General features: G+C 67.9%; 14 protein-coding genes and 1 pseudogene. 12 read left to right on the plus strand and 3 right to left on the minus strand.

Annotated features, from left to right (window positions below; translation table 11 throughout):
• Positions 1-3 precede the first annotated feature (3 nt).
• Complete coding sequence (locus tag NHF48_RS16565) at positions 4-939, plus strand: DUF808 domain-containing protein (protein WP_253071733.1); 936 nt, start codon at positions 4-6, stop codon at positions 937-939.
• Positions 940-1,173: 234 nt separating this feature from the next.
• Here the strand turns inward: NHF48_RS16565 and NHF48_RS16570 are convergent.
• Positions 1,174-3,206, minus strand: a pseudogene (locus NHF48_RS16570) (prolyl oligopeptidase family serine peptidase).
• An 83-nt stretch (positions 3,207-3,289) separates the two neighbouring features.
• Between NHF48_RS16570 and NHF48_RS16575 the strand changes: the two are divergent.
• The 7 genes from NHF48_RS16575 (at position 3,290) to NHF48_RS16600 (ending at position 8,606) form a co-directional block, all read left to right on the plus strand.
• Positions 3,290-4,609, plus strand: a complete 1,320-nt coding sequence (locus tag NHF48_RS16575; protein WP_253071734.1) for a S1 family peptidase — start codon at positions 3,290-3,292, stop codon at positions 4,607-4,609.
• 108 nt (positions 4,610-4,717) lie between these two features.
• Positions 4,718-5,230, plus strand: coding sequence for an RNA polymerase sigma factor (locus NHF48_RS16580; protein ID WP_107951849.1), 513 nt, complete (start codon positions 4,718-4,720; stop codon positions 5,228-5,230).
• Positions 5,231-5,266: 36 nt separating this feature from the next.
• Entirely contained in the window at positions 5,267-5,545 is a 279-nt protein-coding gene (locus tag NHF48_RS16585; protein ID WP_253071735.1) for a FecR/PupR family sigma factor regulator, read from the plus strand.
• 53 nt (positions 5,546-5,598) lie between these two features.
• On the plus strand, positions 5,599-5,928 hold the full coding sequence (locus NHF48_RS16590; protein WP_253071736.1) for a FecR domain-containing protein: 330 nt from the start codon (positions 5,599-5,601) through the stop codon (positions 5,926-5,928).
• Positions 5,904-6,188, plus strand: a complete 285-nt coding sequence (locus NHF48_RS16595; RefSeq protein ID WP_253071737.1) for a hypothetical protein — start codon at positions 5,904-5,906, stop codon at positions 6,186-6,188. Before NHF48_RS16590 ends, NHF48_RS16595 begins: the two co-directional genes overlap by 25 nt.
• 2 nt (positions 6,189-6,190) lie before the next feature.
• Entirely contained in the window at positions 6,191-6,790 is a 600-nt protein-coding gene (locus NHF48_RS25300; RefSeq protein ID WP_342454670.1) for a hypothetical protein, read from the plus strand.
• Positions 6,672-8,606 (plus strand): TonB-dependent receptor, encoded by a 1,935-nt coding sequence (locus NHF48_RS16600; RefSeq protein ID WP_342454759.1) that lies wholly within the window; start codon positions 6,672-6,674, stop codon positions 8,604-8,606. Before NHF48_RS25300 ends, NHF48_RS16600 begins: the two co-directional genes overlap by 119 nt.
• Before the next feature lie 144 nt (positions 8,607-8,750).
• On the opposite strand, the gene NHF48_RS25305 is transcribed toward NHF48_RS16600, so the two are convergent.
• Both NHF48_RS25305 and NHF48_RS25310 read right to left on the minus strand, forming a co-directional pair.
• On the minus strand, positions 8,751-9,689 hold the full coding sequence (locus NHF48_RS25305; RefSeq protein WP_342454671.1) for a hypothetical protein: 939 nt from the start codon (positions 9,687-9,689) through the stop codon (positions 8,751-8,753).
• Positions 9,690-9,698: 9 nt separating this feature from the next.
• Positions 9,699-9,947, minus strand: coding sequence for a hypothetical protein (locus NHF48_RS25310; protein WP_342454672.1), 249 nt, complete (start codon positions 9,945-9,947; stop codon positions 9,699-9,701).
• Between the two features lie 92 nt (positions 9,948-10,039).
• Between NHF48_RS25310 and NHF48_RS16610 the strand changes: the two genes are divergently transcribed.
• From NHF48_RS16610 to NHF48_RS16625, 4 genes are all read left to right on the plus strand, one after another.
• Positions 10,040-12,580: an autotransporter outer membrane beta-barrel domain-containing protein gene (locus NHF48_RS16610; protein ID WP_342454673.1), complete on the plus strand. Its 2,541-nt coding sequence runs from the start codon at positions 10,040-10,042 to the stop codon at positions 12,578-12,580.
• Between the two features lie 78 nt (positions 12,581-12,658).
• A complete protein-coding gene (locus NHF48_RS16615) occupies positions 12,659-12,931 on the plus strand; it encodes a hypothetical protein (protein ID WP_253071739.1) in 273 nt (90 codons plus the stop codon).
• Between the two features lie 65 nt (positions 12,932-12,996).
• The gene (locus tag NHF48_RS16620; RefSeq protein WP_253071740.1) at positions 12,997-13,740 is read left to right on the plus strand and encodes a class I SAM-dependent methyltransferase; all 744 of its coding nucleotides are present in this window, start codon (positions 12,997-12,999) and stop codon (positions 13,738-13,740) included.
• A 151-nt stretch (positions 13,741-13,891) separates the two neighbouring features.
• Positions 13,892-15,088, plus strand: a complete 1,197-nt coding sequence (locus tag NHF48_RS16625; protein ID WP_107952523.1) for a multidrug effflux MFS transporter — start codon at positions 13,892-13,894, stop codon at positions 15,086-15,088.
• Positions 15,089-15,093: the final 5 nt, after the last annotated feature.

A 15,093-nucleotide genomic window follows, 5' to 3' on the forward strand; every position in this document is an offset into this window, starting at 1 on the left:
TCGATGCCGACAGGATTGGTCGCACTACTCGACGACATTGCCGGGATCACCAAGCTCGCCGCCGCGAGCCTCGACGATATCGCCGCGACCACCGGCAAGGCGGGCAGCAAGGCGATCGGCGTGGTGGTCGACGATGCCGCCGTCACGCCGCGCTACATGGTCGGGTTCGAGCCCAAGCGCGAACTGCCGATGATCGGGAAGATCGCGCTGGGATCGTTCCGCAACAAACTGGTCTTCATCCTGCCCGCAGCGCTCGCGTTGAGCGCGTTCGCGCCGTGGCTGCTGACGCCGCTGCTGATGATCGGCGGCACCTATCTGTGCTTCGAGGGCGCGGAGAAGATCCTCGAGGCGTTCGGCGGCGGCCATGCCGAGGAGGTCGTCGCCGAGCCGGTCGACGCAGCGACGCTTGAGGCACAGAAGGTCTCGGGCGCGATCCGTACCGACTTCATCCTGTCCGCCGAGATCATGGTGATCGCGCTGTCGGACGTCGCGACCAAACCGATCTGGGAGCAGGCGATCGTGCTGGCGCTGGTCGGCATCGTCATCACGATCGGCGTCTACGGCGTGGTCGCGCTGATCGTGAAGATGGACGATATCGGGCTGCATCTTGCGCAGCGCAGCAGCGCGGTGGTGCAGGCGATCGGCCGTGGGCTGGTGAAGGGCATGCCGATCGTGATGTCGGCGCTGTCGGTGATCGGGACGGCGGCGATGGTCTGGGTCGGGGGGCAGATCATCGTTCACGGGATCGAGGAGTTCGGGTTCACCGCTTTGCCGCACTGGATCCACGACACAGCGGAGGCGGCTTCGCATGCGGTGCCGTTTGCCAAGGGCGCGGTGAACTGGGTGATGAACGCGTTCTTCTCGGGGATCGTCGGGTTGATTCTGGGCGGCGCGATCGCGCTGGGGCTCCATGCGGTGAAGAAGCCGAAGACACACTGACCAACAGGCGTTCCCGGCCCTTCCTTGGCCTCCCGCGAAGGCGGGAGCCCAGTCTGGGTCCCCGCCTTCGCGGGGAAACATGTCGTGGTCTGTTGAGAGGCTCTACGACCAGCCCCCCGGCGAAGGCCGGGGCCCAGTTGGGGAACGTGATTAACTGAGAGTGCGCTCCGTTACTCTGACCTTTCCAACTGGGCCCCGGCCTCCGCCGGGGGCTTGTGGGGGTAGGAGGCGCCCCTACTTAGCCGTCCATTTCCCCATCCAGCCCAGCACTTCCCCATACCATTGCCGCGAGTTCTTCGGCTTCAGCACCCAATGGTTCTCCCCCGGGTTCACCAGCAACCGCGACGGGATCCCACGCCGCTGCAACGCCGTGAACGTCGCCAGCCCCTGCGTGTACGGAATCCGGAAGTCCTTCTCGCCGGTGATCACCAGCATCGGCGTCTTCCACTTGGCCACGTAATTGACCGGGTTCCATTTCTCGAACGCCTGCGGGTCCTCGTAATAGGCTTTCCCGCCATGCTCCCATTCGTCGAACCAGAGTTCTTCCGTCTCGTAGGCCATCGCGCGCGCGTCGAACACGCCGTCATGCTGCACGATGCACTTGAAGCGATCGGGCCACTGCCCCTCGATCCAGTTCATCATGTAGCCGCCGTACGACGCACCGAGCGCGCACGCATTGTCCGCATCCAGCCATGCGAACTTGTCGGTCGCGGCAGCCAGCCCCTTCTTCAGATCATCGAGCGGCCACCCGCCCCAGTTGTTGCTGATCGCGTCGGTGAAGCCCCTGTCCGTACCCGGTCGACCCATGGAAATCGACCGCGACCAGACCATAGCCAGCGCCTGCGAACACGGCGGGGTTCCAGCGATACGACCAGCTGTTGTTGCTCGATCCCTGCGGCCCGCCATGGACCATGTACGCGATCGGGACCTTCCCGTTCGCCCCATAGGGCTTCACCGCATAGCCCCAGACGGTGTCGGCGTTCGCGCCCTTAAAGTTGAACCGCGTGACCGTCGGCATGTCGATCCCGGCAAGCTTCGTCGCGTTGACCTGCGTCAGGCGCTGCGGTGAGCCAGTGCCCACACGAAAGAAATCGGCGGGTGCGGTGAGGCTGTCGATCGCCACCACAGGCCCCCGCGGCGTGATCGCGACCGCGCTGACGTGCCCCTCCTGCGTCAGCCGCGTGACCGCACCGCTCGTCGCATCGACGCGGAACAGCGGCGTCTCCTGCGTGTCGTCCGCCGTCACGTAGAGCGACTTCGAGTCCGGCGCCCACGCGATCGAACCGACCGACCGGTCCCAGCGCTCGGTCAGCGACACCGTCTTGCCGCTGGCGATGTCGCGCAGCGTCAGCACCTGGCGATCCGCCTCGAACCCCGGCCGGCGCATCGCGAAATAGGCGAGGGTGCGACCGTCGGGCGATACCGTCGGAAGGTTGTCGGTCGCCTTGTTCCCCGCGGTCAGGTTGACCGGTGCCGCCGAGCCGTCCGCGGGCACCGAGAAGATGTCGAGATTGGTCGACAGCGCCTCGATCCGGCCGGCTTCGCGCAGCGCAAAATAGACGGTGCGGCCGTCCGGGCTCCACGAGATTTCCTCGCCGCCGCCATTCGGCTTCGATGGCGTATCGCCAACCAACGCGCCGACCAGTGGAACGCCGTTCCCGGTCGCACCTGCGGCGGTCAGCGGCAACACGAACAGCTGCGAGCGCGTGCCGTCCGCCCACGTATCCCAATGCCGCACGAACAGCTGGTCGTACGTCCGCCCGGCGCCCGCGTTCGGATCCTTCTTCACCATCGCCGGCTCGAGGCTCGGCGCGCCCGGCTTGCGATCCGCCCAGACGAGCAACTTGTCGCCGGTTGGCGCGACCTTGAAGCCACTGAACCCACCCTTGAAGCTCGTCAGCTTGCGCGGCGTGCCGCCCGTTACCGGCACCGACCAGACCGCATCCTCGCCGCCCTTGTCCGATGTAAAATACACGGTCGAACCGACGATCTGCGGGTCGTTCTCGTTGACCTGCGGATCGGCGAGCAGTTTCACCGGCGCCGCGCCCGGCGTGGTCAGGTCGAGTCGCCAGAGATCGTAGCGCCCCCTTGTCCGCGGCCAGATCGGTCTCGCGCTGTGCCCAGACGAGCCAATGCCCGTCCTGCGACGCGGTCGGCGCACCGACGCGGCTGAGCATCGTCACGTCGTCGATGGTGAGTTGCCGGGCGGCGGCGGGGGCACTCGCAAAGGCGAGCACGGCGAGGCTGGCGGAGAGCATGATCTTCATGGTGTGCTTGATAGGACGCTTGCGAGATCGCGCGCAATCACCTCGATCGCTTGCGTGAAAGCACCGGTTCAGATCATGGCGGTATGACGCCTCGGAAGACCCGCGCGCCCAGGATTTCGTCGTTCATGTTCACTATATCTGTTCGGTGGTTTCTGGCGGCGACGTTGCTCGCACTCGGGGCGGGGCCGGTATCGGCGGCGCAGGTGCAACTGCCGGTCGACGCGCTGATGCAGGATGCGGGAGAGTATGCGACCCGGTTCGGCGTGCCGTTCGACGAGGCGCTGCGGCGGATGCGCGCGCAGGGCGCCACCGTGCCGGCAACCGACGCGCTGCGTGAAACCTACAAGGATCGCTGGGCCGGCGTCGCGATCGAGCACCAGCCCAATTACCGCATCGTCGTGCTGCTGACCGGCACCGATCCGGTCGCGGATCAGTCGGTGATGGCGGGCGGGATGGTCGTGCCGATCGTCTTTCGGACCGGCGCACCTGCGACGCGCGAGGCGGTGCTCGCCGCGATCACGGCGTATCAGGCGAAGATACGCGAGTCCCTCCCACACCCGCCCGGACTTGGAGTCGATCAGCGAACCGGCGAACTCGTCGTGATGATCGCATCGGGTGATGCCGATCTCGACCGCGATGGCGCGCTGCGCGCCCGGATCGCGACGATGACCGGCGTTCCGGTGCGGATCGAAGCCGTTGATAAGCCGCCAGTGAACATGGCGCAGGACCTGGTCGTTCCCGTCCCCACGCTCATACCCGCCCCGATCGACAGCGGCGCGATCGAAGGTGGCGGGCGCGTCGTCGGGACGGTCGACGGCAAGCGCTACGCCTGCACGACCGGCTTCGTCGTGTCCGACGGGCTGCGCAATGGCGTGGTCACCGCGGCGCATTGCCCGGACGCGCTATCCTATGTCGGCAAGCGCCCTTCGGACGGCAGTCGCGAGGAATGGCCGCTGGCGTTCGTCGGGCAATGGGGCTGGGGGTATCAGGACGTACAGGTCAACGTCGCGACCGCACCTGACGTCGGCTACGCACCTTTGTTCTACGCGGATACCGCCAAGACGCTCGCGCGGCCCGTCGCGACGTGGCGCTACCGCACGAGCACGCGCGCCGGCGACTTCGTGTGCCATCGCGGCGAGCGTACCGGCTATAGCTGTGCAGTGATCGCGATGGTCGATTTCGCGCCGGCGGGCGATCTGTGCGGCGGCGCGTGCCTGCCGACCTGGGTCGCGGTCGAGGGGCCGACGTGCAAGGCCGGCGACAGCGGCGCGCCGGTGTTCGAAGGCAGCACCGCGCTGGGCCTCGTCAAAGGCGGCACCTACCGCCGCGACGGGACGTGCCTCTTCTACTACTATATGTCGACCGACTACCTGCCGCAGGGCTGGACGCTGTTGCATCAGTAACACGGTGCCGGGCGCGCTGATTGTGTCTCCCCCGCCAAGCGCTGTACGTCCCGCCGGGAACACGGTGCCGCCGAGCGCCGATCGGCGGCCTATCGACACGGGCATGACATGGACTCCTCGGGCCTTGAGGCCGTTTTTCTAGCAAACCGCGATACGCTGCTGCGGTTCATCCGCTCGCTCGGCGCGGGCGATGCGGAGGATCTGCTGCAAGAGCTGTGGGTGCGGATCCAGACCGCCCCGACCGGGCCGATCGCGTCGCCGCTGTCGTATCTGTACCGGATGGCGAACAACCTGATGCTCGATCGCCACCGCGCGGTGCGGCAGGCGGAGAAGCGCGATCGCGAATGGACCGAGGCGACGGGGGGACCGTCGCTCGACCGATCCGAGGAGCCATCCGCCGAACGCGTCGTGATCGCGCGCGAGCAGGCGGCACTGGCGGAGTCGGCGTTGCAGTCGGTCGGCGACCGGGCGGCGCGGATATTCCGACGTCACCGGATCGACGGCATCGAGCAGCGCGTGGTCGCGGCGGAGTTCGGGGTGAGCCTCAGTACCGTAGAGGGCGACTTGCGGAAGGCCTATCGCGCGATGATCGATGCGAAGCGACGTTACGATGAGGCTTGATCGCAACGTCTCCGTCTTCGGCTATAGGAGGCCATGATGGCGGAGCATGACGATATCGAAGCGCGCGCGCTGGACTGGGTCGTCCGGACGGGTAGCGATGCGTTCGACGACTGGCCGGCGTTCCACGCCTGGCTGGAGGCGGACCCGCGTCACGCAGTGGCCTATCATGCGATGTCGATGGATATCGAGGGAGATGGCGGCGACGGTGCCGCCCGTGCAGGCCGCACCGATCGCGATGCAGCCTCCGCGGAGGCGCTGGCCGGTCTGGGCCGGTGGAGCGATCGCCGCGTCGCTCGCGCTGTTCGTCGGGTATGAGGCGACTGAGACGAGATCGTACCCTTATGCGGTCGAGACGGCGGCGGGGGGCGATGCGGACGGTTCGGCTCGCCGATGGCAGCACGATCGCGATGGGTGGTGCGACGCGCCTGATGCTCGACCACGACGACCCGCGGGTCGCGACGCTCGAGCGCGGCGAGGCGATGTTCGTGGTCCGGCACGACGACAGCGATCCGTTCGAGGTGAGCGTCGGCGGCGCGCGGCTGGTCGATGTCGGCACCGCGTTCGACGTGAAGCACGCGCGGGGCGAGACGCGCGTCGCCGTGTCGGAAGGCGCGGTCGACTATAATCCGGGCCGCGACGGCATCCGGCTCGTGAAGGGGGCAGGGGGCTGGTCGTGCGCGACGGCAAGGCGACCGTGACCGCGGTCGATGTCGCCAGCGTCGGATCGTGGCGCGACAGCGTGCTGGCGTATGAGGGCGCAACGCTGGCGGAGGTCGCGGACGACCTGTCGCGCGCGCTCGGCGTCGACCTGCGCGCCGATCCGGGCGTCGCGAAACGCGCGTTTAGCGGCAGCATCGCGACGGCCAAGCTGTCCGGCGATCCCCGCCTTGCCGCGCCGCTGCTCGGTGTCGCGATCCGCAAGCGTGGCGGTCACTGGGTGATGTCCTCGCGCTCGTGAGGATGCGCGGATGTCTGGTCGTCGCGGCACTCGCCGTCGCCGCTCCTGCGCAGGCGGGGCAGGGGGCGGTCGACTTGCCGGCGGGGCGTCTTGGGGATGCGGTGCTGGCGCTCGGGCGGCAGTCGGGGACAAGTATCGTCGTCGGCGATCCGGCTTTGTGGGCGCGGCGCGTGCCCGCGGTACGCGGGCGGATGAGCGCGCGCGAGGCGCTCGACCGGCTGGCGACTGCGGCGAATGCCGATGTCGTCGCAGCGGGCGCTTTCGGGTGGCGGCTGACTGCCCGCACGCCCCGCGTCGTTCGGGTGAAGCGGCCGAAAGTCGTTCCGGTCGCCGCACCGCCGGCGGTTCAGGGCGCGGACATCGTCGTCACCGGCAGCAAGCGCGACGTCCGGTTGCGCGATTTCGCAGGGCAGGTCGCGTTGCTCGATGGCGTCGATCTCGCGCTCGGCGGCGCGGGCGGGACCGAGGCGATCCCTCGCGCGGCTGGCGAGCGTATCGTCGACGCATCTCGGTGCAGGCCGCAACAAGCTGTTCATTCGCGGCATCGCCGATTCCAGCTTCACCGGACCGACCCAGACCACCGTCGGCCAGTATTTCGGTGACCTGCGGCTGAGCTACAACGCGCCCGATCCCGACCTGCGGCTCTACGATATCGCCTCCGTCGAGGTGCTCGAGGGGCCGCAGGGTACGCTGTACGGCGCAGGGTCGCTCGGCGGGATTATCCGCACCGTGCCGAACGCGCCGGAACTGGGCGCGGTATCGGCGTCGATCGCAGGCGGCCTCTCCGCGACGTGGCACGGCGATCCGGGGGCTGATCTCGGCGCGACGCTGAACGTGCCGCTCGGCGAGCGCGTGGCGCTGCGCGTCGTCGGCTACGGCGTGAGCGAGGGCGGGTATATCGACAATCCGGTGCTCGACCGCCGCGACGTAAACCGGACGCGGATCGGTGGCGGACGGGCGGCGCTGCGGCTCGATGCGGGGAATGGCTGGACGGTCGATCTCGGCGGGATCGGGCAATGGACCAAGGGCGACGATAGCCAATATGCCGACCGCGATGCGCCGGTTCTGACGCGGTCGAGCGCGATCGTGCAGGGGTTTTCGGCGGACTACATGATGGGGCAGGTCGTCGTCTCGGGCACGATCGGCGAGCTGAAGGTCAAGTCCTCGACCGGGATCGTCAGCCAGACGCTGACCGAACGGTACGACGCGACCCTGCCAGCCGCCGATCCGACGCTACCGAACAGCAACTGGCCTGCATTCGGCAGCCCCCTGACGACAGCCGCGGGCAGCCCCCGCGTGTTCGCGCAGCGCAACGCGACCGACATGATCGCGAACGAGACGCGGGTATGGCGGCCCATGCGAAACGGGTTCGGCTGGGTGGTCGGCGGCAGTTACACGCATAATCGCACGCGGTTGTCGCGCTCGCTCGGCCCGGTCGATGCGCCCGCGCCGGTGACGGGCGTGACCAACAGCATCGACGAGGCGACGCTGTACGGCGAGGGCAGCGTGCAACTGGTGCGCGGGCTGACCGCCACCGCCGGCGCGCGGGTCACGCGGGCGTCGCTCGCGGGGACCGGCGAGGATATCGCACCGGCGCGGCTGGAAACGGTCGCGCTCGCCCGTGCGCGCGTGACGGCGGACCGGATCGAGACGAGCGTGCTGCCGTCCGCCTCGCTGATCGCGGCGGTGCTGCCGAAAGTGTCGTTGTACGGGCGATACCAGCAGGGTTTTCGGCCCGGCGGGCTGGCGATCGAGAGCGATTTCGTCCGGCGATTCGAGAATGATCGCGTGCGGACGCTGGAGAGCGGCGTGCGCATCGGGCTCGCGGGTGTCGATCGCGCGTACCTGACGGCGAGCGTGTCGCACACCATCTGGCAGGATATCCAGGCGGACTTCATCGACGCGACCGGCCTGCCGAGTACCGCCAACATCGGCGACGGGCGGATCTGGACGTTCAGCGCGGCGGGCGGGTGGAAGCCGCTCGCCGGGCTGACGCTCGACGCTGGCTTCACCTACAACGACAGCCGCGTGACCGAACCGAGCGCGGCGCTGTTCGTCGCGCTCGCGCGGATGAGCCAGGTGCCGAACATTGCGCGCTATGCCGGGCGGCTGGGAGCGGATTACCGGCGTGATATCGGGCGAGACTTGGAACTGCGCGTGTATGGCTGGGCGCGCTATGTCGGGCGATCGCGGTTGGGTGTCGGCCCGGTGCTAGGCGAAGAGCAGGGCGATTATCTCGATACGGCGCTGACGGCGCGGATCGGGCGGCCGTCGTTGGGCGTGACGCTCGGGGTCACGAACCTGACGGATAGCGTCGGCAACCGGTTCGCGCTCGGGACGCCGTTCCAGGTCGGGAGCGGGCAGATCACGCCACAGCGTCCGCGGACGATCCGCATCGGCCTGGACGCCGCGTTTTAAACTGACCTTTCGATCCTCCCCCGCCAGGGGGAGGTGGCTGGCTCTTGCCAGACGGAGGGGGAGGTAATGACAACATCCGTTGCGTGTCCGCCCCCTCCGTCTCGCTACGCGATCCACCTCCCCCTGGCGGGGGAGGATCGGAGTTCAGCCCTTCGCCAATGCGCGCTGATCGGCCGGCAGCAACGCCAGCGCCGTCTTGTAGCAATCTTCAACGTGCGAATTACCGACCAGCTTCATCGCGCCGAAGCTGATCGTCGCCGCCACCGCCGAACCCGCAAAAGGCACGAACTTCGCCATCGACCCCACAGCGATGCGCGCGCCGACGCGGCGGAGCAGGGCAACGACGATGCGCTTCGTCACCATCCGGCCGATCATCGTGTTGCCCAGGCTCGACGCCATCACCAGCGCCTGCTGCGCAAGCTGCGGCTCGAGCTTCTGCACCTGTTCGTGAGCGAGCCCGAAGCGCTTGCTGATCTCGGGCAGCAGCTTGGTGAGCAGGCCGATGTCCGCGACGATGTCCGCGCCGGGGATCGGCACGACCGCCGCGCCCGCCGACATCACCGAGCGCGTCGTGACGAGGCGCTTGCTGTCGTCGCGGATGCGGTCGAGTTCGGCGATGGTGGTGATCATGCTGGCATTTCCCTGAAGATGTCCGCCGCACAACGCGCCGCCTCGGCCATTGTGCCGCACGATAATGGAGCGCGCTTCAAGGTTCGCGAGCCACGTCTCCGTCCTCTTCTCGAAAACACATCGAAAAGGGTTCCGTATGCGTCGTCTCTTGCTGACCACCACCTGCCTGTTCGCGGTAACCACGGGCGCCCAGGCGCAGACCGTGATCGATACCAAGCGGACCGACACGGTGCGGACCTCGACGATTAAGGCCGGCGCGCCCGACAATATCCGCATCGCCGCCGCCGGTTCGGTGACGCCGACCACCGGCACGGCGGTAACCGTCGACAGCGTCAACGCGGTCACGAACGAAGGCACGATCCAGGTGACCAACGCCGACGGATCGACCGGCATCCTCGCCAACGCCGGCACCGGCGGCGGGATCACCAACGCGGCGACCGGCAAGATCATCATCGACGAAAGCTATGTCGCGACCGACACCGACAAGGACGGCGACCTCGATGGCCCGTTCGCGGCGGGCACCGGACGCACCGGCATCCGCATCGCGGGCGCGTACACGGGCGCGATCGTCAACAGCGGCGCGATCACCGTGAAGGGCAACAACTCCGCCGGCATCTGGCTCGGCGGACCGCTGACCGGCGCCTTCACGCATGACGGCCAGACCGCGGTCACCGGCAACGGATCGACCGGCGTGCGGATCGCCGACGTCACCGGCAACGTCCGGCTCGCCGGTACGATCGCTGCGATCGGGCAGGGGCGCGGTCGCCGCGCGCGTCGATGGCGACATCGCGGGTGCGCTGGTGGTGCAGGGCGCGCTCGGCTCGACCGGCTATCGCTATGCGACGGCCCCTGCCGACGTATCGAAGCTCGACGCCGACGACCTTTTGCAGGGCGGATCCGCGCTAATCGTCGCGGGCAACGTCTCGGGCGGCATCATCTTCGCGGTCCCGCCGAAGGACGCGAGCACGACCGATACCGACGAGGACAAGGACGGTCTTCCCGACGCCACCGAAGGCTCCGCGGCGATCACGTCGTTCGGCGCTGCGCCAGCGGTGCAGATCGGATCGGCCACGCGCGCCGTCGCGATCGGCGCGGTCGCCGGCACCGGGACCGGCTTCGGCCTGATCGTCGATGGCGGCATCGCGGGCAGCGGCGTCTATGGCGGCGTCGAGGGCAATGGCCTGGCGATCGGCGGCCTTGGCGGCGCGGTGACGATCGCAGGCGGGATCGGCATCAACGGCACCGTAGCGGCAACCGCAAACGGCGCGAGTGCGACCGCGTTGAAGCTTGGTACGGGCGCGTCGACCCCCGAGATCCGCAACGCCGGCACGATCGCCGCGTCAGGCGGCGGCACAGCCGCATTGCGTTCGACGGCAGTCCTGATCGATACCGGCGCATCCGTCGCCACGATCCGCAACAGCGGCACGATCAAGGCGACCGCGCAGGCCGCCGATGGCACCGCGATCGCGATCCTCGATCGGTCGGGCACCGTGACGCTGGTCGAGAACAGCGGCGGCATCGGTGCAACGGGCGCGCTGGCCACCTCCGAGCGCAACGTCGCGATCGACCTCTCGGCGAACGCCAGCGGCACGATCGTTCGCCAGACCGCAGTCGCGACCGGCATCGCGGCGCCCGCGATCGTCGGCGACGTGCGCTTCGGCAGCGGCAACGATCTGTTCGACGTCGCCGATGGCACGGTCGCCGGCACCGCGCGCTTCGGCAGCGGCAACAACCGCCTCGCGCTGTCGGGCGATGCCAATTTCTCCGGCGGCGCAGTGTTCGGCGCTGGCAACGATGCGCTCACGCTCGCCGGGACGTCGGTGTTCAGCGGCGCGGCGGACTTCGGTGGCGGTACCGACACGCTGACGCTCGGCGGCACGTCGCGCTTCTCCGGCACGCTCGCCAATTCGGGCGGCCTTGCGGTCGCGGTCAACGGCGGCACGCTCGACATCACCAAGGCCGCGTCGATCGCGTCGCTGTCGGTCGGCGGCGGCGGTATCCTCGCCGTGACGCTCGACAAGGCGGGCGGCACCAGCACGATGATCCAGGTCGCCGGCACGGCATCGTTCGACAAGGATTCGAAGCTCGCCCTGAAGCTCACCAGCGTCGTCGATGCGGAGGGCCGCTACACCGTCCTGCGCGCCGGCACGTTGACGGGCGCCGCAAACCTGACCGCGACCACGACACTCCTCCCCTTCCTATACAAGGGCAGCATCGCGACCGGCACGGGCAACGACCTGGCCGTCGATATCGCGCGCAAATCGTCGACCGAACTCGGCCTCAACCGCTCGCAGGCGTCGGCGTATGACGCGATCTACAAGGCGCTCGGCAACGACGCGAAGGTCGGTGGCGCGTTCCTCAACATCACCGAAGCCGACGCGTTCCGCGGCTCGGTCCGCCAGATGCTGCCCGACCATGCCGGCGGCACGTTCGAGACCGTGACGATGGGCTCGCGCGCCACCGCTCGCCTGCTCGCCGACCCGCACGGCCCGTTCAAGGACGAAGGCAAATGGGGCTATTGGGTGACGCAGGTCGCGTGGGGCACGTCGAAGAGCGTCGCCGATACCGCGGGTTACGACATCAGCGGCTGGGGCGTCTCGGCGGGTGCGGAATACAAGACGGGTGTGGGCAACTTCGGCACCTCGCTCGCCTATCTCCACGGCCAGGATGCCGACGACGGCACGGACAACGAGGTGAATACGGACCAGTATGAACTGGCCGGATACTGGCGCGGGCATTGGGGCGGCCTCCAGGCCAACGCGCGTGCGTCGGGGGCGAAGGTGAAGTTCGACGGTGTCCGTCAGTTCGCCGGCGCGATCGGCGCCGAGGCCGTTGCCCGGACCGCCAAAGGCAACTGGGACGGCACTCTGTACGCGGCGTCCGGTGGCCTGTCGTACGAGGCCGGCACCGGCATGCTCACCTTCCGCCCGGTCCTTGCGATCGATTACTACAAGCTCAAGGAGGACGGCTACAGCGAGACCGGCGGCGGCAAGGCGATCGACCTGGTCGTGCGGTCGCGGACCAGCGATGAGCTGGCGGTCACCGGCAGCGGCGCACTCGGGCTGAACTTCGGTGGACCCAAGTTCGAGAATGGCTGGTTCCGCGTCGAAGCCGAAGGCGGCCGTCGCCAGATCGTCGGCGGCAGCCTGGGCGCGACCACCGCGTCGTTCGAAGGCGGCCAGTCGTTCACGCTGACCCCCGACAAGCGCACCAGCGGCTGGGTCGGCAAGCTGCGCGGCGTCGGCGGCAACGGCATCTTCCGGATGGGCGGCGAGTTCAACGCCGAGCAGCAACAGGGTCGCGTCGCGCTGTCGTTGCGCGCCAACCTCCAGATCGGGCTTTAAGCAACCGCATCTTTCGGGGGGAGGAATGGCTCGATTCCGCCCCCCGGACTGTTGTCGGCGCATAGCAGGAGCAAAGACATGGCCGAAGACCGTTTGAACATCGACACCAAGACTCTCGAAGACAATAGCGACCTGCGCCAGGTCGAGTTCGAGGCCGAAGTGAGCGAGGAGCGCTATCAGTTCGCGGTCCAGTACGACGTGCTCGAAGCGCTGAGCACGGTATCGCCCGAAGGCGACGCCGTGGCGATTCTCAAGCAGCATGCCGAAGAGATCGCCGAACTCGGCGTCGTCGCGCTGGCGCGCGATCCCGACCAGGAGATCGTCGTCATCAGCGAAAACGATCTGGACTAGCGCCGGCTTCCGGCCGATCCTCCTCACCGAGCCGGCATTGTCGTCCGGACGGTGGGAGACGGATGATGAAAACGATCTGGACGAGCGTTGCAGTGGCGATGACCATCGCGGCGAGCACAACGGCCGCGCATGCGCAGAAGGTCAGCCCCGCGGTCACCAGCGCGCTCGCCAATCCGGCGCGCGCCGACCAGCAAGGCGATGATGCCCGCCGCAAGGCCGCCGACGTACTCGCCTTCTCCGGCGTGCGGCCGGGCAACGTGGTCGTCGATTACCTGCCGGGTGCCGGCTATTGGACCCGGATCTTCACCGGCGTCGTCGGACCCAAGGGCCATGTCTACGCAGTGTGGCCGGCAGCCGGCGCGAAATACGCCGAGAAGACGCTGCCCGCACTTCAGGCGCGCAACCTCGCCAACGTCACCGCCGTCGTCCAGACCACCAACCTGCCGACCTCGCCCAAGCCGGTCGACCTGTTCTGGACCGTGCAGAACTACCACGACATCGCCAATAACGGCGGCGGCGAGGGCGCGTTGAAGGCGTTCGACAAGGCAGTCTTCAACATGCTCAAGCGCGGCGGCATCTACGTCGTGATCGATCATGCGGATGCCACCGGCAGCGGCCTGGGCGGGACCGAGACGCGGCACCGGATCGACCCGGCGGCGGTAAAGGCGCAGGTCCAGGCGGCAGGGTTCAAGTTCGTTGGCGAGTCCACCGCACTGCGCAATCCCGCCGACGATCATACCAAGCCGGTATTCGACCCCGCGATCCGCGGCACGACCGACCAGTTCGTCTACAAGTTCAAGAAGCCCTAAGCGCATCGGCGACTGGTCGACGGCATCCTCGTCGTTCGATCAGTCGCCATCGCCTTTCCGTCACGGCGTCCGAGTCCAGCGCTCGGGCATGGCGTTCGAGCGGCGACAGTCCTAAGCGGCTTTCATGAACGACAAAATTGCTGCCCCATCGATGCGTCCAGGCGAGTTCGTCGCCTTCATCGCCGCGTTGATGGCGGTCAACGCGCTCGGCGTCGACCTGATGCTGCCCGCGCTCGCCGATATCGGCCACCAGCTTGGCATCGCCACCGCGAACCATCGCCAATGGATCATCACCGCGTACATGCTCGGCTTCGGCGCCGGGCAGCTCGTCTACGGGCCGCTCGCCGATCGCTACGGCCGCCGGATCATCCTGCTCGTCACGCTCACGGGATTCGTCGCGGCGAGCATCTTCGCAGCCGGATCGCAGACCTTTGCCGCGCTGCTCGGCGCACGCGTTCTGCAGGGGCTGATGTCCGCGTCGACGCGCGTGCTCGCGGTCGCGATCGTCCGGGATCGGTATTCGGGTCGCCAGATGGCGCGCACGTTGTCCGTGGCGCAGATGATCTTCTTCCTGGTGCCCATCATGGCGCCCAGCCTCGGGCAGGTGCTGCTCCAGTTCGGTCCGTGGCGTTTCATCTTCTACGCGCTGGCGGGCTTTGCGGCGTTCGTCCTCGCCTGGTCGGTGACGCGGTTGCGGGAATCGCTGCCGGTCGAGCGCCGGTCGCCGCTGTCGTTCGCGTCGCTCCGCCAGGCGTACACGCTGACGCTGACCAACCGCTATTCGGCAGGCTATGCGGTCGCGGCGTCGATGACGTTCGGCGGGATCATCGCCTTCGTGTCGTCGGCGCAACAGATCTTCGTCGACGAGTTCCATGCCGGCGAGCGGTTCACGATCCTGTTCGCGGTCTGCGCGTTTTCGATGGGGTGCGCGTCGTTCGCCAACAGCCGGCTGGTCGAGCGCCTCGGCACGCGGCTCATATCGCAGGCTGCGGTGCTCGGGCTGATCGCGCTCTCGGTGGTTCACATCGGCGTGATCGCTGCGGGCTCGGAATCGCTATGGACTTACATGCTGTTCCAGGCACTGAGCATGACGTGCATCGGCCTGTGCGGCTCCAATTTTGGAGCAATGGCGATGGAGCCCGTCGGGCATATCGCCGGTACCGCATCGTCGATCCAGGGGTTCATCACCAGCGTCGGCGCAGTGATCGTCGGGTCGCTGATCGGCCAGTCGTATAACGGCACGACCTATCCGCTGGCGATCGGCTATCTCGCGATCGGGCTTGGCGTGCTGGCGGTGGTGTATGTGGTCGAGGGCGGCAAGCTGTTCCACGCGCACCACAAGGCCTGATGCGC

The sequence above is a fragment of the Sphingomonas sp. H160509 genome, assembly GCF_024124765.2.
Taxonomy (GTDB): domain Bacteria; phylum Pseudomonadota; class Alphaproteobacteria; order Sphingomonadales; family Sphingomonadaceae; genus Sphingomonas.

Coding starts and splice junctions, on each gene's coding strand:
- NHF48_RS25305 (WP_342454671.1), bottom strand. CDS start 9,689: ATGATGATCTTGCCGGTCGCCGCGTTGGTGATCCCGCCGCCGGTGCCG.
- NHF48_RS16565 (WP_253071733.1), top strand. CDS start 4: ATGCCGACAGGATTGGTCGCACTACTCGACGACATTGCCGGGATCACC.
- NHF48_RS16625 (WP_107952523.1), top strand. CDS start 13,892: ATGCGTCCAGGCGAGTTCGTCGCCTTCATCGCCGCGTTGATGGCGGTC.
- NHF48_RS25300 (WP_342454670.1), top strand. CDS start 6,191: ATGCGCGGATGTCTGGTCGTCGCGGCACTCGCCGTCGCCGCTCCTGCG.
- NHF48_RS16580 (WP_107951849.1), top strand. CDS start 4,718: ATGGACTCCTCGGGCCTTGAGGCCGTTTTTCTAGCAAACCGCGATACG.
- NHF48_RS16585 (WP_253071735.1), top strand. CDS start 5,267: ATGGCGGAGCATGACGATATCGAAGCGCGCGCGCTGGACTGGGTCGTC.
- NHF48_RS16620 (WP_253071740.1), top strand. CDS start 12,997: ATGAAAACGATCTGGACGAGCGTTGCAGTGGCGATGACCATCGCGGCG.
- NHF48_RS16575 (WP_253071734.1), top strand. CDS start 3,290: ATGACGCCTCGGAAGACCCGCGCGCCCAGGATTTCGTCGTTCATGTTC.
- NHF48_RS16615 (WP_253071739.1), top strand. CDS start 12,659: ATGGCCGAAGACCGTTTGAACATCGACACCAAGACTCTCGAAGACAAT.
- NHF48_RS16590 (WP_253071736.1), top strand. CDS start 5,599: ATGCGGACGGTTCGGCTCGCCGATGGCAGCACGATCGCGATGGGTGGT.